Origin of the sequence: Hydrogenophaga sp. Root209 (genome assembly GCF_001428625.1) — a bacterium.
In the GTDB taxonomy this organism is placed as follows: domain Bacteria; phylum Pseudomonadota; class Gammaproteobacteria; order Burkholderiales; family Burkholderiaceae_C; genus Hydrogenophaga.
Genome location: NZ_LMIE01000022.1, coordinates 238211 through 256459 on the forward strand (window position 1 = coordinate 238211; position 18249 = coordinate 256459).

Here is an 18249-nt window from a genome sequence, read left to right on the forward strand (position 1 = left end):
TCGCTGCCCCCCGAGGGGGCGAAGCCTGCCTTGGGGCGGCCCGGCGGCTGGCTCAACGGTCCGCGAACAGCGACAGCACCTGTTCGCGAAACCAGCGGTTGTCCGGGTCGCCTTCAAAGCGGTGGCTCCAGTGCAGCGACACGGTGAAGCCCCGGTCCACAAACGGCGGCTGCACGATCACGCACCCGCCGGTTTGCACGAAGCCCTGCGCGATGTTGCCCGGCATCACCACGCACAGGTCGGTGGCCTGCACGATGGAGGGCAGCACCATGAAGTGTTCGGTGGTCAGGCGCAGGCGCTCCTGCAGACCGGTCTGCGCGAGGATGCGCAAGGTGTCGCTGTGCGTGCGAACCGCCACGAAATCGAGCTGTTGCAAAGCCTTGAGCAATGCCGCGCCGCGCAGGCGCGCCAACGCCGCGTGCATCGGGTGGCCGCTGCGCATGAGCACCACGTAGCGGTCTTGCAGCAGCTCGGTGCGCTGGGTGTCCTTCACCTGCGGCAGGAAGCCGAACGCGAAATCGATGACGCCACTGTCCAGCGCATCGGTCAGCCCACCGTGGGGCACAGGCCGGGTGGCCACGCGCACGCCGGGCGCCTGCTGCTGCAGGTGGGCCATGAGCTCGGGCAGGAAACGGCTCTCGCCGATGTCGCTCATGTGCAGGCGGAACAGGCGGCGCGAGCTGGCCGGGTCGAAACCGCTGGATTCACTCAGCGCGCTGGCCAGCGTGGCCAGCGCGCCCTGCACCGCCTCGGCCAGCGCCACCGCCTTGGGCGTGGGCTTCACGCCGCCGGGTGCGCGCACGAACAGCGGATCCTTCACCAGCAGGCGCAGGCGCGTGAGGCCGTGGCTCACCGCCGGCTGGGTCAGGCCCAGGTGTTCGGCGGCCCGGCTCACGCTGCCAGCGCGGTACACCTCGTTGAACAGGCGCAGCAGATTCAGGTCCAGGTCTTTGATATGCATGGCGTTCATGTCGCTTAGTCCGTTCATTGTATTGATCGATGACCGAGGCCTGCCCATACTCGAAGGCTCGGTCGCAAGCTCACGATGACGACCCCGCTGGAGACAAGCACTTGGAAGTTTCATTCACTCAGGAAATCGAGTCCCTGCGGCTCGGTGACGGCCAGACCTTTCATGGCGAGGGCATCCTGGCCATCACCAAGGCCCTGCTGCAATCGGGCGTGGCCTATGTAGGCGGCTACCAGGGCGCGCCGGTCTCGCACCTGCTCGACGTGATGGTGCAGGCCAAGCCCTACATGGACGAACTCGGCGTGCACGTGGAGGCGTGTTCGAACGAAGCCTCGGCCGCGGCCATGCTGGGGGCCTCCATCCACTACCCGCTGCGCGGCGCGGTCACCTGGAAGTCCATCGTCGGCACCAACGTGGCGGCCGACGCGCTCTCCAACCTGGCCTCGCCCGGCGTCACCGGCGGTGTGCTGGTGGTGGTGGGCGAAGACTACGGCGAGGGCGCCAGCGTGATCCAGGAGCGCACCCACGCCTACGCGCTCAAGTCCAGCATGGTGCTGCTCGACCCGCGCCCCGATCTGGAGCGCATGGTGCACATGGTCGAACAGGGCTTCCGGCTCTCGGAAGCGTCGAACATGCCGGCGCTGATGGAACTGCGCATCCGCGCCTGCCACGTGCGCGGTAGCTTCGTGGCCAAGGACAACGTCAAGCCCGCGCTTTCGCGGCACAAGCTGATCGACGAACCCGCCAGCTTCGACTACAACCGCCTCGCCCACCCGCCGGTGACCTTCCGCCACGAAAAGCTCAAGGGCGACGAGCGCATTCCCGCCGCGCGGCGCTACATCGTGGAGAACGATCTCAACGAGTTCTTCGACGGCGAGCACCAGGACCTGGGCCTGATCGTGCAAGGCGGCCTGTACAACACCCTCATCCGCGCGCTGCAGCAGTTCGGTCTGGCCGACGCCTTCGGGCAGACCGCCATTCCCATGCTCGTGCTCAACGTCACCTGCCCGCTGGTGCCCGATCAGCTCACGAACTTCTGCCTGGGCAAACGCGCGGTGCTGCTGCTCGAAGAAGGCCAACCCGAGTACATCGAACAGGAGCTCGCCACGCTGCTGCGCCGGCTGGACATCCAGACCCCGCTGCACGGCAAGGACATGCTGCCCAACGCCGGCGAGTACACCGCCGAGGTCATGGCCAACGGCCTGGCCAAGTTTGTCGGCCGCTATTTGCAGGACCCGGCCATGCAGGCCATCACGGAGACGGCCCGCGCCTGGCTGCAGGGCAACCAGACGCGGCGCGCCGAGTCGGTGCAGCAGCTCTCGGCCCCGCTGCCCGCGCGCCCCCCCGGCATGTGCATCGGCTGCCCGGAGCGCCCGGTGTTCTCCGCGCTCAAGCTGGCGCAGCAAGACACCGGGCCGGTACACATTGCGGGCGACATCGGCTGCCACGCGCTCGCCACTTTCGAGCCGTTTTCATTCGGCCACTCCATCCTGGGCTACGGCATGAGCCTGGCCAGCCGCGCCGGGGTGTCGCCGGTGATGAAGCGGCGCGTGTTGTCCGTGATGGGCGACGGCGGTTTCTGGCACAACGGTCTGCTTACCGGTGTGCAGAGCGCACTGTTCAACGGTGACGATGCGGTGTTGCTGATCTTCAAGAACGGCTACACCTCGGCCACCGGCACGCAGGACATCATCTCCACGCCCGATGACGACGCCAAAGACAAGGCCAGCGACAAGCAGGCGAGTCTGGCCCACACCAACCAGACCATCGAAACCACGCTCAAGGGCCTGGGTGTGAAGTGGATGCGCACCGTCAACACCTACGAGGTGGACACCATGCGCGCCACGCTCACCGAGGCTTTCAGCACGCCGTTTCAAGGCCTCAAGGTGATCGTGGCCGAGGGCGAATGCCAGCTGGAACGCCAGCGCCGCATCAAGCCCTGGATCGCCAACCTCCTCAAGAAGGGAAAACGCGTGGTGCGCGTGAAATACGGTGTGGACGAAGACGTGTGCAACGGCGACCACGCCTGCATCCGCCTCTCGGGCTGCCCCACGCTCACGCTGAAAGACAACCCCGACCCGCTCAAGGTCGACCCGGTGGCCACCGTCATTGACGGCTGCGTGGGCTGCGGCCTGTGTGGCGCCAACGCCCACGCGGCCACGCTGTGCCCTTCCTTCTACCGAGCCGAGGTGGTTCAGAACCCCAGGTGGCACGAGCGCCTGATCCATTCGCTGCGCGGCAGCGTTGTTCGTCTACTGCAACCTGCTTGAACATGACCACCAACCAACAACCCATCTCCCTGCTGCTCTGCGCCCTGGGCGGCGAAGGTGGCGGCATCCTCACCGACTGGCTGGTGGAGGCAGCGCGCCACGCGGGCTATGCGGCGCAGGCCACGTCCATCCCCGGCGTGGCGCAGCGCACGGGGGCCACCACCTACTACATGGAGGTGTTCCCCGTGCCCATGGCACAGCTGGGCGGGCGCAAGCCGGTGTTTGGCCTGAACCCGCTGCCGGGCAGGCTCGACGCGCTGGTGTCTTCAGAACTGCTGGAAACCGGCCGCCAGATCACCAACGGCCTGGTCTCGGATTCGCACACGCTGGTGATCACCTCTTCAGCCCGGGCACTCACCACCGGCGAGAAGATGGTGATGGGCGACGGCCGGCGCGATGCCGCCGAGCTGATCGACCTCGTCAACACCCACAGCCGCGCGCGCCACGTGCTCGACATGGCCGCGCTCACGAAACAGGCCGGCACCGTGGTGAGCGCGGTGATGCTGGGCGCCATTGCCGGCAGCGGCCTGCTGCCGTTTGCGCGGCAAGACTTTGAAGCCGTCATCGGCACCGCCGGCGCCAGCGCCAAAGCCAGCCTGCGCGGCTTCGCGCTCGCGTTCGATGCGGTGCAGGCACAGCGCGCCCAGGCTGCGTATGTGGAGCAGGTGCTCGCCCCCGAGCCCGCCCCTGCAGGGCCGCAATTGCCCGCCGCGCTGGCGCACGAGTTCCCACCCGAAGTGCACCCGCTCATGGCGCTGGGCCATGCCCGGGTGTGCGAGTACCAGAACGCCGCCTACGGCACGCACTACGCGACGCGGCTGCGGCGCGTGCTCGAAGCCGAGAAACGCACCGACCCACAAGGTGAGCACGGCTGGAGCACCACCGTGGAGATGGCGCGCTGGGTGGCGCTGTGGATGGCGTTCGACGACATCGTGCTGGTGGCCGACCTCAAGAGCCGCGCCAGCCGCCAGGCCCGCGTGCGCAGCGAAACCAAGGCCGGCAACGACGACCTGCTGCGCGTGTACGACCACTTCAAGCCCGGCGCGCCCGAGTTCGCCGCCATGCTGCCCACCGGCATGGCGCAGCGCGTGCTGGCCTGGGACCGCCAGCGTGTGGCCGCTGGAAAAGCGCCGTGGGCGCTGCCGCTGAAGATCGGCACGCACTCGGTGCTGGGCATGCTCGCCTTGCGCGGCCTGGCCGCCACCAAACGCCTGCGCCCCATGGGCAGCCGCTTCCAGGCCGAGCAGGCCCTCATCGACCGCTGGCTCGCCGCCGTGGTGCAGCTCAGCTCCATCCACTGGCAACTGGGCCACGAGGTGGCGTTGTGCGGCCGGCTCATCAAAGGCTACGGCAGCACCAACGAACGCGGCAAGGACAACCTGCTGCACATCATCGAACACCTCGCCTTGCCCGCGCTCAGCGACCCCACCAGCGCAGCACACCGCTGCCGCGCCGTGGCCGCAGCCCGCACTGCCGCGCTGAGCGACGAAGCCGGAAAAGCCCTGGACCTGGCCCTGCAGCAACACGGTGCACCCGCGCGCCCGGTGAAGGCCCAGCCGATCCGATGGCAGCACAACCCCCGATTGAAAGTGAAGGCCATTGCGCCACACTGAACGCCACACTGAGCTTTTCCATTCACCGTTGATTTGCCAATACCTACAAGGAGACAGACATGACCCGCACCACCACCCAACTTTCCCGCCGCTGGCACCTGGCCGGCGCCGCCGCCATTGGCCTGATGGCCTTGGCCGCCGTGCCCGCCGCGCTGGCCCAAGCCTGGCCCGACAAGCCGCTCAAAGTCGTGGTGGGTTTCCCGCCCGGTGGTGCCGCCGACCAGATTGCGCGGCTCGTGTCCACACCGCTGGCCGCTGCCCTGGGCCAACCCGTGGTGGTGGAGAACCGCGCGGGTGCCAACGGCAACATCGCCGGCGACGCGGTGGCCAAAGCACCGGCCGACGGCTACACGCTGCTCATGGGCTCGGGCGGCATGGTGTCGGTGAACCCACACATCTACCCCCGCATGCCCTTTGACCCGGCGAAAGACCTGGTCCCCGTGGCCTCGGCCGCGCGCGTGCTGGTGTACCTCATGGGCAAGCCCACGCTGGAAGCCAACAACGTGCAGGACCTCATCAAGCTCATCAAGGCCAACCCGGGCCGCCTCGTGTATGGCTCGGCCGGCAACGGCAGTTCGCCCCACCTGGCCGGCGAAATGTTCAAGAGCCAGGCCGGCCTGTTTGCGGTGCACGTGCCCTACCGCGGCGCCGCCCCCGCGCTCACCGACCTCATGGGCAACCAGATCGACTACTACTTCGACCCGGGCATCGGCCTCTCACACGCCAAGGCCGGCCGCACCAAACTGCTGGCCGTGGGCAGCATGAAGCGCTCCCCTCTGTTCCCCGACGTGCCCACGCTCGACGAAGCCGGCCTGAAAGGCTTTGACGCCGACTCCGTGTTCGGCTTCTACGCCCCGGCCGGCACGCCACAGGCGGTGATCACCAAGCTCAACGCCGAGATCAACAAGATCCTGGCGACCTCGGCGGTGAAAGACCGCATCACCGCGCTGGGTGGTGAAGCACTGGCACTCACGCCGGCGGAGTTTGGCAAACGCGGTGCGGATGATTCGCAGCGGTTCGGCGCGATCATCAAGGAGCGGAAGATTTCGGCGGAGTGAGGGAAGGCGAGTGGCAGCGTGCCACTCGTGAGTTTCGGGCCGCGGTTGGAGAGAACTTCGTCAACTGACGGCATGCGGCCATGAGCTGACGGTGGCGACAGGCGGCTCCCGGGCAGATCATCGACTTCGCTTCGATGCTACTCAACTGGCCAGCTGGCCGCGGATCGGGACACGAACCGGCGGCACGTGTCTGGTATGACAGTACAGCACGACAGACCGGCACTTGGCATCGACTTCGCCCCGCGGTAGCATGTTCCCGTGACATGACTCGTCTCGAACGACGGGCAGATCGCAGTGCCCATCCCAGCCAGCACGCAGGCCAGTCTCGATGAACACCAACCCGATAGAAGCCCTTTGGGCGGTCGTGAAGTCGCAGACCGGCCGGGTTCGCGAGTGGCATGGCGATGATCTCCTCAACCATCAGCCGCGCTACCTCGCAGACCTGCGCCTGATCGAGTCGCTCACCCCGGCCGGCACGGTCCTCGAAGTCGGCTCGGCACCGTGCCACATGACCGCGCTGCTGAGTCTTGCTGGCTTTTCTGTGGTGGGTGTGGACGTCGATCCGGGCCGCATCGCCGAGCTGATCGAGCAGCTTGGTCTCGACGTGCGGCGCTGCGACATCGAGCGCGAACAGCTTCCATTTGCAGACGGTTCCTTCGGCTGTGTGATGTTGTGTGAGACGTTTGAACACCTGCGCATCGACCCCGCATTCGTTCTGAGCGAGATCAATCGAGTCTTGGCTCCCGGGGCGACACTGGTGCTCACCACGCCCAACGTCTATTCGTTACCCAGCCTGGCTCGGCTTCTGCTGGGACGCAGCATCGCCGATCCCGTGACGGAGTTTGGCAAGTTGCGCCGATTGGGTCACATGGGTCATGTGCGTGAGTACTCCGCGGGTGAGGTTCGGCGCTTTCTTGAAGCTTCCGGTTTGGCGGTCGAGTCCGTCGATTACCGATTCCACGCCCCGCTGCTCGGCCGAAAGAAGAAGCTGCTGTCCCTGGCCTATCACCTCGTGCCCCGACGCTTCCGGCGCGAACTCGTGTTCGTGGCGCACAAGGTCGCAGAGGGACCGAACTTGAGCGCCTTGGTGCCACTGCTGCCGTAGGGGCTCGCGAAGCCTCGCGGGGCCATACAGGCATGTCGACACGCTCCAACGCGCGAGAAAGTGCAGGCCCAGAGGTCGGTGCAATCGCGAGTTGCCACCCCTGTCATGACAGGAAGCCCCGCTCCTGCAGCAACGCGCGCAGTTCGGCCTAGTCGATGGCGAACTGGTCCGGGTCGTGCTGGCGGCCTGAATGCCAGGGGCAGCACCTGATCCGTCTAAATAGCGCGCCGGGGAGGTGCCGAGGTCAGCTTTGTAGTCATTGATTCGTTGACCTGACTGATGGCTGTGGGCCCCAATCAGACAAATCGGCCACGGTGTCACGCTCATCTCAAGCGACCCGTTTGACCAAGAAGCACTGGGACGATGCAGGACCCTCGCCCCGTAAACTCCCCCCATGCAACCCAAAATCACCGTTTACTCCAAGTCCGCCTGCCCGCAATGCGAGTCGGCCAAGATGCTGCTCAAGTCCCGCTCGCTCGGGTTTGAAGAGATCAAGATCGATGACGAGACCGAGCGTCTTGCGTTCTATGAAAGGTGCGGGCCGTCGGTGCGGCAGATGCCGCAGATCTTCATCAACGACCAGCGCGTGGGTGGTCTGTCGGGCTTGCAGGCGGCGCTGGTTCAGTTGGGCAAATAGGGCGCTGCCCTGGGCTGGCGAGCGGATTCACACCGCGCATGCGCTGAAAGACGATGGAGGTCCCTTCCATCTTCTGCGACCCGCCATGCGCTCCACTGCCTCCCCCATCCAACGTATTCAAGCCCTTCGCAGCGCCGCACCCGCCCAGCCGCTGCTGCGCACGGAGATCCGCGCCGCAACGCGTCACGACATCACGCCCAGTCAGGCGCAGGGGCTGCTGCTGCAGGCGCTGGACGAGTTGCAACTGATCCCCATCGACGACGCGGACGCCCACCTGCCGGCCCGGTTCCACGAGTCCTTTGTGCAGATCCTGCACATGGCGCGGGCGCAGCATCACACGGTGGAAGAGACGGTGATCGAGCGCATGTCGCACGCACTGCGCGTGCACTACGCCAACCACGACCGCGTGGCCCATGCCCTGGTGTCGGCCTGGACCTGCGTGGTGCCACGCGACCCGGTGAAGCTGGTGGTCCAGCTCGTGGACATCCTGGCTTCGGAAGCAGCGCCGCTGCCGTTCTGGCTGTCGCACGTGTTGCAACTGCTGCCGCTCTCGGGGCCGTCGCTGGAGCTGCCCAATGCGCAGCGGCAAGCGCGTGAGTTGTTGCGTACCCGCCTCGACGAGCTCACACCGGCGCACGTGGCCAAGCGCCTGCAGCGGCTGGAGCAAGACCCGGACCCCCGCGGCCTGGAGCAACTGATTGGCGACCTGGGTCTGCTCGCGCTGGAACAGTCGCCCACGGCGGGTCTGGCACGCGTGGTTGAAATGCCGCCGAAAGACGACGAAGCTCTGGTGTGGTTCTCGCACCAGCATCCGGCGCTGGTGTGCGTGGGCAACATGGCCTGCGACGACCACTGGCTGCTCACCCCGCTCGGCCACGCCACGCTCGAGCGCGTCCTCCACCTCTGCACCTTTCTGGAGGCCGGCGCCGCACACCGCCTGCGCCGCCAGATGCTCTACCAGTACGCGCACGCCGCGCGGCTGCCGCTACTGCGCCCCAGCCGCCGCCACCCCTGCCTGGTGCTGGCGCAGATCCACCGCATCGTGCAGACCCTCGACAAGCGCGACGACGCGTGGACCGATGTGCTGGAGTGGCTGGCCCCGCAGCGCTCCGGGCACCACGGCCACCCCTCAAGCCCGTCGCCGCAGCACACGGTGTTCGACCTGCTGCTGTTGCCCTCGTTCGAGCTGTGCCCGTTGCTGGCGCTGCACACCATGCTGGACGCACAAGCCGACCCAACTGTGTGGTTGCCGGGCGTGGTTCGCAGCTGCATGGCCACGCAGCCCGGCCTCTCGCGCCTGTTGCGTCCCATGCAGCACCTGCACGCCACCGCCCACCTCAATCACTGCCTGGTCAGCGAGGTGGCGAAACAGTGCCCTCCGGCACACCTGATGCGGGTCGGCTTTGAAATGGGGCTGACGGTGTTCAACGACCCTTTGAAACTCAAGGGCCTGACCCGAGATGGCCTGCACGCCCTGGCACGCACACAGGCGCGGTTCGGCCCGGGCTGGGTGCCTTTCAGCCTGCTTGCCCACTTGCTGGACGAAGGCAAGCGCTTCGGCTGCGTGGGGCTGGGCGCCACCGAGGGCCACTGGCTGCTCGCGTTCGGGCTGGAGAATGGACACAAGCTGAAGCCAGAGACACACTTGCCGTCTCTGGAGGAAGCGCTGAAGAACCTGCACGACGTGGTCACCCAACTGGGGCTGGAACCCGAACCGGCGGCCGACGCCTGCATACGCCTGCTCGACCAGTGGGACGTGCACACGATCGCGAAAAGACCGGCCCAGTCCGTCAACAAGTCCTGAAGCTTCAGATCGCGACGAGCTGGCGCACGCCTTTGGCCTGCATCTCGCTGCCGGGGCCGCTCGCAATCACTTCGCCGCGCTCCATGACCACGTAGCGGTCGGCCAGGGCTTCGGCGAAGTCGTAGTACTGCTCCACCAGCACGATGGCCATGTTGCCGCGGTCGGCCAGCATGCGGATGACGCGGCCGATGTCCTTGATGATGTTGGGCTGGATGCCTTCGGTGGGTTCGTCCAGGATCAACAGCTTCGGGCCAGCCGCGAGCGCCCGCGCAATCGCCAACTGCTGCTGCTGGCCGCCCGAGAGGTCACCACCGCGGCGGCCGAGCATCTGCTTGAGCACCGGGAACAGTTCAAACAGTTCGGGTGGAATGGGCGTGTTGCCCTTTTTGTAGGCCAGGCCCATGAGCAGGTTTTCCTGCACGGTGAGGCGCCCGAAGATCTCGCGGCCTTGCGGCACGAAGCCCATGCCCATTCGCGCGCGTTCATAGGGCGTGGCCTTGTCGATGGACGTGCCGTTGAGCGTGATGCTGCCGCTCTTGATGGGCACCAGGCCCATGAGCGATTTGAGCAACGTGGTCTTGCCCACGCCGTTACGGCCGAGCACCACGGTCACTTGTCCCAGCTCGGCCGTGAGGTTCACGTTGCGCAGGATGTGGCTGCCGCCGTAGTACTGGTTGATGTCTTTGACTTCGAGCAGGCTCATTGCGTTGTCCTCTTTGAAGTGATCTGTCTTCTTTCGTGGCGAGCCGGGTCTCGGCCCGGCGGCCGAGCTACTTTCTTTTGCTTCGCCAAAAGAAAGTAGCCAAAGAAAAGGCGAGCCGAAGTCCGGGGCCCTGCGGGCTTCCTTGCGCTGCTCGTGTCGCGGGGGAGGTCCGCAAACTTGTCCGCTGCGCGGCCTTCGGACATGCGGACCTCTGATCCCCGCGCCCCTGCGCTGCTCAGCCCGGCCACACGGCAGAAGCGGAATCGGAATCGGGATCGGGTTCGGACTTCCCTTCCGGCGGGCGTGTCTTGCTCCCTCTCCCTCTGGGAGAGGGCCGGGGTGAGGGCTCCCCCTGCCGTCATTCGCTGGCGAGTAGCGCAGGAGCGCCCGGACAAGGGGCGCACATGTCCGAAGGCTGCGTAGCAGACAAGTTTGTGCGCACCCCGGGCGATCCGAGCAACGCAGCGTGCCCGAAGGGCCAGCGAATTCGGCTCGCCTTTTCTTTGCTTACTTTCTTTTGGCGAAGCAAAAGAAAGTGAGTCGGCCGCCGGGCCGAGACCCGGCCTGCAACGAAAGCAAAACCCCAACGAAGCAGAAACAAGATCAGCGCCCAAGGTAAACCTCGATCACCCGCTCATCCGCCTGAACTTCGTCAAGAGTCCCCTCCGCCAGCACAGCCCCATCACACAACACCGTGACCTTCTCCGAAATCGTCCGAATGAAGCTCATGTCGTGCTCCACCACCATCAGCGAATGCTTGCCCTTGAGCGTCAAGAAGAGCTGCGCCGTGCGCTCGGTTTCCTCATCGGTCATGCCGGCCACCGGTTCGTCCAGCAGCAAGAGCTTGGGGTCCTGCATCAGCAGCATGCCGATCTCCAGCCATTGCTTTTGCCCGTGGCTCAGGTTGCCGGCCTGGCGGGCGGCGCTGTCGGCGAGGTGGATGGTTTGCAGCACTTCGCCCAGGCGGTCTTTCTCGGCGCCGGTGAGGCGAAACACCATGGAGCGGCGCACGCCCTTGTCGGTGGCCAGGGCCAGCTCCAGGTTCTCGAACACGCTGAGGTGTTCGAACACCGTGGGCTTCTGGAACTTGCGCCCGATGCCCATGGCCGCGATCTCGGCTTCGCGGTAGCGCAGCAGGTCGATGGTGCTGCCAAAGAACACGTGGCCCGAGTCGGGTCTGGTCTTGCCGGTGATGATGTCCATCATCGTGGTCTTGCCCGCGCCGTTGGGGCCGATGATGCAGCGCAGTTCACCGGGTGCGATGTCCAGGCTCAGGTTGTTGATGGCCTTGAAGCCGTCGAAGCTGACGTTCACGCCCTCCAGGTACAGGATGCGGCCGTGCGTGGTGTCCACCTCGCCGGGCGTGACGAGCCTGGAGAAGCCCGCCGCGCGGCCACCCGATTCGGTGTTGCCCGCCAGACCAGCAGAGGCGATCTTCTCCAGGCGGCGCGCGCCCTCTTCCATCAGGTCGGGTGTCATGCGCGTTCTCCCTTTGCGCCGCGAAGCTTCTTCACCAGGCCCACCACACCCTGCGGCATGAAGAGCGTGACCACGATGAACAGCACGCCCAGGAAATACAGCCAGTACTCGGGAAAGCTCACGGTGAGCCAGCTCTTGGCGCCGTTGACGATGAAGGCGCCGACGATGGGGCCGATGAGTGTGGCGCGGCCACCCACCGCGGCCCAGATCGCGATCTCGATGCTGTTGGCCGTGCTCATCTCGCCGGGGTTGATGATGCCGACCTGCGGCACGTACAGCGCGCCGGCAATGCCGCACATCACGGCCGAGAGGGTCCAGATGGTGAGCTTGTAGGGCAGCGGGTTGTAGCCGCAGAACATGACGCGGCTCTCGGCGTCGCGCACGGCCTGCAACACGCGACCAAACTTGCTGTTGACCAGCCAGCGCGCCCACAGAAAGAAGCCCAGCAGCGTGAGGCCGGTGATGATGAACAGCGTCATGCGCATGTTGGGCGTGGCCAGGGGAATGCCCAGGATGCGCTTGAAATCGGTGAAGCCGTTGTTGCCGCCGAAACCGGTCTCGTTGCGGAAGAACAGCAAGAGCGCGGCAAAGGTGAGCGCCTGCGTGATGATGGAGAAATACACGCCCTTGATGCGCGAGCGGAAGGCGAAGTAGCCAAACACGAAGGCCACCGCACCGGGCACCAGCACGATGAGCAGCAGGGTGGCGATGAAGCTGTCGCTCAGAGACCAGTGCCAGGGCAGTTCCTTCCAGTCGAGGAACACCATGAAGTCGGGTAGTTCGCTCTTGTAGTTGCCGTCCAGGCCGATCTGGCGCATGAGGTACATGCCCATCACGTAACCCCCCAGCGCGAAGAACAGGCCGTGGCCCAGGCTCAGGATGCCGGTGTAGCCCCAGATCAGGTCCATGGCGAGTGCGCAGATGGCGTAACACATGATCTTGCCGAGCAAGCCGACCATGTAGTCGCTCAGGTGAAACGCGCTGCCTTCGGGCACGAACAGGTTGAGCAGCGGCGCCCCGGCGCACACCACCAGCAAGGCGACGACGAAGGCGCTCCAGCCGGTGCGGGTGAGCAGCGGGCCGGGCGAGGGCAAGACGATCTCCGTTCGCCCTGAGCCACCCTCATCCGTTCGGGCTGAGCCTGTCGAAGCCCCGGCCCAGGTGTTGGTGAGCCCTTCGACAGGCTCAGGGCGAACGGGGTGAAGCTCAGCCCGAACGGTATTTTGAGTGCTCATGCGGCCTCCCTGCCCTTCATGGCAAAGATGCCCTGAGGTCTCTTTTGAATGAAGATGATGATGAAGACCAGCACCGCGATCTTGGCCAGCACGGCGCCGGCCCAGCCTTCAATGAACTTGTTGAGCATGCCCAGCCCCAGCGCGGCGTACACCGTGCCGGCGATCTGGCCCACGCCGCCGAGCACCACCACCATGAACGAGTCCACGATGTAGCTCTGGCCGAGGTCGGGGCCGACGTTGCCGATCTGGCTGAGCGCGCAACCGGCCAGACCCGCAATGCCCGAGCCCAGCGCAAACGCGTAGGTGTCGATGCGCGCGGTGTTCACACCCATGCACGAAGCAATGGGGCGGTTCTGCGTGACGCCGCGCACGAACAGACCGAGGCGGGTTTTGGTGATCATGAGTGTCACGCCCACCAGCACCGCCACCGCGAAGCCGATGATGATGATGCGGTTCCACGGCAGGTTCAGGTTGCCCAGCAGGGTGATGCCGCCGCTCATCCAGCTCGGGTTTTCAACCCCCACGTTCTGCGCGCCAAAGAGGCTGCGCACGGCCTGCATGAGCACCAGGCTGATGCCCCAGGTGGCCAGCAGCGTTTCGAGCGGGCGGCCGTAGAGGAATCGGATCACCGTGCGCTCCATGGCCGCGCCCACCAGGGCCGAAGCGGTGAAGGCGATGGGCAAGGCGGCCAGGAGGTACCAGTCGAAGTACTCCGGCAACGACTGTCGAAAGAAGGTCTGCACCAGCCAGGTGGCGTAGGCGCCGATCATGATCAACTCGCCGTGGGCCATGTTGATCACGCCCATGAGCCCGTAGGTGATGGCCAGGCCCAGGGCGGCCAGCAGCAGGATGGAGCCGAGACTGATGCCGGTGAAGGCCTGCGCCAGCGTGTTGCCCAGGGCCAGCATGCGGTCGATGCCCTTGAGCGAATCGGCCAGCGCGGCTTTCACGCCGGCGTCGGTCTCTTTTTCCATCTGCTGCAGCAGCAGCGGGCGCACGATGGGTTGTTGGGCTTCGCCCAGTTTTTGCGCTGCGGCGAGTCGCTGGGCCGGGTCTTCACTGGCGAGCAACACAGCCGCCTGCGCCAGTTCCAGGCTCTGGCGGGCCTGCGCGTCGAGCTCACCGGCCAGCGCCTTGTCGATCAACGCAAGCTGGCTGATGTCGGGTTCTTCAAACGCGCTGCGCTGCAGGGTGCGCGCGGCTTCGCGCTGGCGCTCTGGCCCTGCGCCCACCAGCTCCATGCCGGCCAGGGCGCTCTCCATGGCGCTGCGCAGGCGGTTGTTGATCATCACGTCGCCCGCGTCGTCGGGCAGGGGCAGCTTCTCGCCAGTCACAGCGTCCACGGCAGCGTCGTCCACCACGATGAACACGCGTTCGCCCTGCACGCGCACGGCTTCTGCTGCCATGGCCTTGATGAGAGCAGATGCCTTCTCGTCGGGTTCGGCGGCGAGCTTGTTCAGGGTGTCGATGCGCACATCGGTGTCACCGTCCACCAGGGCCAGGGCGTCGGCGGATGTGAGGGCGTGGGCTGCGCTTGCGCATGCCAAGGCCACAACGAGCAAACAACGAAGAGCGAGAAGACGGCCCATCAAGACACTTTCCATTTTTTCCAACCAGCCGCAGCAGCCCGGCCACTGTGCAGGCTCCCAGCTACCCTGACCGTTCGCCCTGAGCCTGTCGAAGGGCTCACCCACACGTGGGCATGGCTTCGGCAGGCTCAGCCCGAACGGGCGTTTGCTCAGCGCGCAAAGGCGCGTTGGGCGTGCTTCTTACTTCTTCATTTCGGGGACGTTCTTCTTGCCTTTGTTTTCTGCGATGTAGTCGCTCCACGGATCGGCGACCACGGGGCCAGGCGTCTTCCACACCACGTTGAACTGGCCGTCGGCCTTGATCTCGCCGATGAACACCGGCTTGTGCAGGTGGTGGTTTTCCTTGTCCATGGTGCTGGTGAAGCCACCCGGTGCCTTGAAGGTCTGGCCGGCCATGGCGGCGATCACCTTGTCGGTGTCGGTGGACTTGGCCTTGGTCACGGCCTGTGCCCACATGTTCACGCCGATGTAGGTGGCTTCCATCGGGTCGTTGGTCAGCGGCTTGTCCTTGTGGCCGGGGATGTTCTTGGCCTTGGCGTAGGCGGCCCACTTCTTGGTGAACTCGGTGTTGGCCGGGCTCTTCACGCTCATGAAGTAGTTCCAGGCGGCCAGGTGGCCCACCAGCGGCTTGGTGTCCACACCGCGCAGCTCTTCTTCGCCCACAGAGAAGGCCACCACAGGCACGTCCTTGGCGGACAGGCCGGCGTTGCCCAGTTCCTTGTAGAACGGCACGTTGGAGTCACCGTTGATGGTGGAAACCACGGCCGTCTTCTTGCCTTCAGACGAGAACTTCTTGATCTTGGCAATGATGGTCTGGTAGTCAGAGTGACCGAAGGGGGTGTACTCCTCCATGATGTCGGCATCGGCCACGCCCTTGGCCTTCAGGAAGGCGCGCAGGATCTTGTTGGTCGTGCGGGGGTACACGTAGTCGGTGCCCAGCAGCACCCAGCGCTTGGCCGAGCCGCCGTCCTTGCTCATCAGGTATTCCACCGCGGGGATGGCCTGCTGGTTGGGCGCGGCACCGGTGTAGAACACGTTCTTGCTCAGCTCTTCGCCTTCGTATTGCACGGGGTAGAACAGCAGGCCGTTGGCCTCTTCCACCACCGGCAGCACCGACTTGCGCGAGACCGAGGTCCAGCAGCCGAAGATCACGGCGGCCTTGTCCTGCGTGAGCAACTGCTTGGTTTTTTCGGCGAACAGCGGCCAGTTGGAGGCCGGGTCAACAACGACGGGCTCGAGCTTCTTGCCCAGCAGGCCGCCTTTGGCGTTGATCTCGTCAATGGCCATCAGCACCGTGTCCTTGAGCACGGTTTCCGAAATGGCCATGGTGCCCGAGAGGCTGTGCAGCACGCCGACCTTGATGGTCTCCTGGGCGTGGGCCGGCAGGGCCGAGAGGCCGCCGAGCGTGACGGCCACGGCAGCAGCCGAGAGGGTCTTGAGGGTGAAACGGCGTGAGTTGTGGTGATTGGACATGGCGCTTCTCCAGTGTTTCCGAGGTCCCGTGAGGGGTTGGTGTTGGCGCCGCCGGCTGCCCTCTTCGGGCGTGGCTCAGCGGACAACTGGATGCTAGGGAGGAGCGCCGGGAGCGTATGTACGCCGGGTGGCGTACGTCGAGTGCGGGTCGCGGCCTTCGCTATCATGACCAGCAACCACCCCCGCCATGAACAACAACAAACTCATCCGAAACAGCACCGCCGAATTTCTGATCTTCACCGGCCAAGCCGGCGAGCAGAGCATTGAAGCCCGCTACGAAGATGAAACCGTCTGGCTGACGCAAAAACTGATGGCTGAGCTGTTTGCGGTGTCAGTGCCAACTGTCAACGAACATCTGAAAAATATCTTTGCCAGCGGGGAGCTGCCGGAGGATTCAGTTATTCGGAAATTCCGAACAACTGCGGCCGACGGCAAGAGCTACGCCACCAACCACTACCACCTGGACGCGATCATCTCAGTGGGCTATCGGGTCAACTCGGTGCGGGCCACCCAGTTTCGCCAGTGGGCCACAGGCGTGCTGCGTGAATTCGCCATCAAGGGCTTTGTGCTCGACAAGAAGCGTCTGGAGAACGGTAGCTTTCTGAGTGTGGACTACTTTGAGCAATTGCTGGCCGAGATACGCGAGATCCGACTCTCGGAGCGAAAGTTTTACCAAAAGGTGACGGACATCTACGCCACGGCGGTGGACTACAACCGCGATGCGCCGACCACTCAGGCTTTTTTTGCCAAAGTTCAGAACAAGCTGCACTTTGCCATTCACGGCCGCACCGCGGCTGAACTGATCGTGCAGCGCGCCGATGCCGACAAGCCACACATGGGGCTGACCAGTTGGGAGAAGGCACCTGACGGCAAGATTGTCAGAACCGATGTGGTGGTGGCCAAGAACTACCTGGATCAGGACGAGCTGGCATCGCTGGGCCGTTTGGTCAACAGCTACCTGGACATCGCCGAAGACCGCGCTCTTCGCAAGATTCCGATGACGATGGAAGACTGGGCTCAGCGGTTGGATGCATTTCTGGAGTTGACCGATCGCGACATTTTGCGGGATGGGGGCAAGGTGTCGACGGACATGGCCAAGGCGCATGCGGAAACCGAGTTCGAACGCTATCGCATCGTTCAGGACCGGTTGTTCGAAAGCGACTTTGACCTGATGATCAAACAGATTGAGCGAGGCGACAAACCCGATCGAGGTTCAGAGGACTCGGGCAAGCCTCAATGACAAAGGCCAGCACGAAGCTGGCCTTTTCCATTGCGGCCTGCGCCTTTCAGCCCGCCGGCACCAGAAAGTCCTGGCTGATGCGCCCGCCCAGCTCGTTCACCCGGTCCAGGAACTGCGTGAGGAAGGCATGCAGACCGGTGGAGAGGATCTCGTCGATGCGGGCGTACTGCAGGTCGGCCTTGAGCTTGCCGGCGCGGCGCAGGGTTTCGGCCGACAGGTCGTTGGAGACCACGGTGAGGTTGTTGACCACTTCGTTGAGGCTGGCGGCCAGGCTGCGCGGCATGTCGGCGCGCAAGATCAGCAGCTCGGCCACGCGCTCGGGCGAGATCACGTCGCGGTAGACCTTGCGGTAGACCTCGAAACCGCTCACGCTGCGCAGGATGGCGCTCCAGTGGTAGAAGTCGTATTCCTGATCGAGCTCGCTGGCGTTGCCGAAGAAGTCGCTGTGCACGGCGTGGAACTTCACGTCGAGCAGGCGCGCGGTGTTGTCGGCGCGCTCCAGAAAGGTGCCCATGCGGTAGAAGTGAAACGCTTCGTCTTGCAGCATGGTGCCGATGGCCACGCCGCGCGAGAGGTGCGAGCGGAACTTGACCCATTCGAAGAATTCGCTGGGGTCGCGCTCGAAGTTCTTGCTCTTGAGCATGCGGCCGAGTTCCAGCCAGGTCTGGTTTTGTGTTTCCCACAGCTCGGTGGTGAGCGCGCCACGCACGGCGCGGGCGTTTTCACGCGCGGCCTTCAGGCAGGTGGCGATGCTCGACGGGTTGGACTCGTCGCGCACCATGAAGTCGAGCACGTTGCGCGGCGTGATTTCCTGGCCGTATTTTTTGTTGTAGGCGGGCATGAGCTCGCTGATGACCAGCAGGCCTTCCCAGCCCACCTGGGCCACGGCGGCGGACTGCGGCAGCAACGAGGTCTGGTAATTCACGTCGAGCATGCGGGCGGTGTTCTCCGCGCGCTCGGTGTAGCGGGACATCCAGAAGAGGTGGTCGGCGGTGCGTGACAGCATTTCAGTAACTCCAGCAAACACACTGCAAGAGCAGCGCAAGAAAGGGTCCAACCGAGTGGCACCGAGGAAC

At 65.0% G+C, this 18249-nt stretch carries 14 protein-coding genes; 7 read left to right on the forward strand and 7 right to left on the reverse strand.

Going from position 1 to position 18249, the window contains the following annotated elements:
- Positions 1–52: 52 nt before the first annotated feature.
- Positions 53–961 (reverse strand): LysR family transcriptional regulator, encoded by a 909-nt coding sequence (locus tag ASE11_RS12655; RefSeq protein ID WP_200959356.1) that lies wholly within the window; start codon positions 959–961, stop codon positions 53–55.
- 110 nt (positions 962–1071) lie between these two features.
- Between ASE11_RS12655 and ASE11_RS12660 the strand changes: the two genes are divergently transcribed.
- The 6 genes from ASE11_RS12660 to ASE11_RS12685 all read left to right on the forward strand — a co-directional run bounded on the left by ASE11_RS12660 (position 1072) and on the right by ASE11_RS12685 (position 9454).
- Positions 1072–3237 carry an indolepyruvate ferredoxin oxidoreductase subunit alpha gene (locus ASE11_RS12660; RefSeq protein WP_056271679.1) on the forward strand — a complete coding sequence of 722 codons (2166 nt, stop codon included), beginning with the start codon at positions 1072–1074 and terminating at the stop codon, positions 3235–3237.
- Positions 3238–3239: 2 nt separating this feature from the next.
- A complete protein-coding gene (locus tag ASE11_RS12665; RefSeq protein ID WP_056271683.1) occupies positions 3240–4850 on the forward strand; it encodes an indolepyruvate oxidoreductase subunit beta family protein in 1611 nt (536 codons plus the stop codon).
- A 59-nt stretch (positions 4851–4909) separates the two neighbouring features.
- A complete protein-coding gene (locus ASE11_RS12670) occupies positions 4910–5908 on the forward strand; it encodes a Bug family tripartite tricarboxylate transporter substrate binding protein (protein WP_056271688.1) in 999 nt (332 codons plus the stop codon).
- 328 nt (positions 5909–6236) lie between these two features.
- Positions 6237–7013 carry a class I SAM-dependent methyltransferase gene (locus tag ASE11_RS12675; RefSeq protein WP_082585708.1) on the forward strand — a complete coding sequence of 259 codons (777 nt, stop codon included), beginning with the start codon at positions 6237–6239 and terminating at the stop codon, positions 7011–7013.
- A 394-nt stretch (positions 7014–7407) separates the two neighbouring features.
- Positions 7408–7650, forward strand: coding sequence for a glutaredoxin domain-containing protein (locus tag ASE11_RS12680; RefSeq protein WP_056271703.1), 243 nt, complete (start codon positions 7408–7410; stop codon positions 7648–7650).
- A gap of 85 nt (positions 7651–7735) precedes the next feature.
- On the forward strand, positions 7736–9454 hold the full coding sequence (locus ASE11_RS12685) for a hypothetical protein (protein WP_056271706.1): 1719 nt from the start codon (positions 7736–7738) through the stop codon (positions 9452–9454).
- Between the two features lie 4 nt (positions 9455–9458).
- On the opposite strand, the gene urtE is transcribed toward ASE11_RS12685, so the two are convergent.
- The 5 genes from urtE to urtA all read right to left on the reverse strand — a co-directional run bounded on the left by urtE (position 9459) and on the right by urtA (position 15933).
- On the reverse strand, positions 9459–10151 hold the full coding sequence (gene urtE / locus ASE11_RS12690) for an urea ABC transporter ATP-binding subunit UrtE (protein WP_056272219.1): 693 nt from the start codon (positions 10149–10151) through the stop codon (positions 9459–9461).
- A 609-nt stretch (positions 10152–10760) separates the two neighbouring features.
- Positions 10761–11636 carry an urea ABC transporter ATP-binding protein UrtD gene (gene urtD, locus ASE11_RS12695; RefSeq protein WP_056271710.1) on the reverse strand — a complete coding sequence of 292 codons (876 nt, stop codon included), beginning with the start codon at positions 11634–11636 and terminating at the stop codon, positions 10761–10763.
- On the reverse strand, positions 11633–12730 hold the full coding sequence (gene urtC, locus ASE11_RS12700; protein ID WP_414842450.1) for an urea ABC transporter permease subunit UrtC: 1098 nt from the start codon (positions 12728–12730) through the stop codon (positions 11633–11635). The genes urtD and urtC overlap by 4 nt, the downstream gene beginning before the upstream one ends.
- A 137-nt stretch (positions 12731–12867) precedes the next feature.
- Complete coding sequence (urtB, locus tag ASE11_RS12705) at positions 12868–14475, reverse strand: urea ABC transporter permease subunit UrtB (RefSeq protein ID WP_056271713.1); 1608 nt, start codon at positions 14473–14475, stop codon at positions 12868–12870.
- Between the two features lie 165 nt (positions 14476–14640).
- On the reverse strand, positions 14641–15933 hold the full coding sequence (gene urtA, locus ASE11_RS12710) for an urea ABC transporter substrate-binding protein (protein ID WP_056271715.1): 1293 nt from the start codon (positions 15931–15933) through the stop codon (positions 14641–14643).
- Between the two features lie 187 nt (positions 15934–16120).
- Here urtA and ASE11_RS12715 point away from each other — a divergent pair, with 187 nt between their 5' ends.
- The gene (locus ASE11_RS12715) at positions 16121–17173 is read left to right on the forward strand and encodes a virulence RhuM family protein (RefSeq protein ID WP_056271718.1); all 1053 of its coding nucleotides are present in this window, start codon (positions 16121–16123) and stop codon (positions 17171–17173) included.
- A 46-nt stretch (positions 17174–17219) separates the two neighbouring features.
- Here the strand turns inward: ASE11_RS12715 and ASE11_RS12720 are convergent, their stop codons facing one another.
- A complete protein-coding gene (locus ASE11_RS12720; protein ID WP_056271723.1) occupies positions 17220–18179 on the reverse strand; it encodes an alpha-E domain-containing protein in 960 nt (319 codons plus the stop codon).
- Between the last annotated feature and the right edge of the window lie 70 nt (positions 18180–18249).

Excerpts from the sequence above, each read along its gene's own strand:
- ASE11_RS12655 (WP_200959356.1), bottom strand. The coding sequence starts at position 961 with ATGCATATCAAAGACCTGGACCTGAATCTGCTGCGCCTGTTCAACGAG.
- ASE11_RS12665 (WP_056271683.1), top strand. The coding sequence starts at position 3,240 with ATGACCACCAACCAACAACCCATCTCCCTGCTGCTCTGCGCCCTGGGC.
- ASE11_RS12670 (WP_056271688.1), top strand. The coding sequence starts at position 4,910 with ATGACCCGCACCACCACCCAACTTTCCCGCCGCTGGCACCTGGCCGGC.
- ASE11_RS12675 (WP_082585708.1), top strand. The coding sequence starts at position 6,237 with ATGAACACCAACCCGATAGAAGCCCTTTGGGCGGTCGTGAAGTCGCAG.
- ASE11_RS12680 (WP_056271703.1), top strand. The coding sequence starts at position 7,408 with ATGCAACCCAAAATCACCGTTTACTCCAAGTCCGCCTGCCCGCAATGC.
- ASE11_RS12685 (WP_056271706.1), top strand. The coding sequence starts at position 7,736 with ATGCGCTCCACTGCCTCCCCCATCCAACGTATTCAAGCCCTTCGCAGC.
- urtD (WP_056271710.1), bottom strand. The coding sequence starts at position 11,636 with ATGACACCCGACCTGATGGAAGAGGGCGCGCGCCGCCTGGAGAAGATC.
- urtB (WP_056271713.1), bottom strand. The coding sequence starts at position 14,475 with ATGGAAAGTGTCTTGATGGGCCGTCTTCTCGCTCTTCGTTGTTTGCTC.
- urtA (WP_056271715.1), bottom strand. The coding sequence starts at position 15,933 with ATGTCCAATCACCACAACTCACGCCGTTTCACCCTCAAGACCCTCTCG.
- ASE11_RS12715 (WP_056271718.1), top strand. The coding sequence starts at position 16,121 with ATGAACAACAACAAACTCATCCGAAACAGCACCGCCGAATTTCTGATC.
- ASE11_RS12720 (WP_056271723.1), bottom strand. The coding sequence starts at position 18,179 with ATGCTGTCACGCACCGCCGACCACCTCTTCTGGATGTCCCGCTACACC.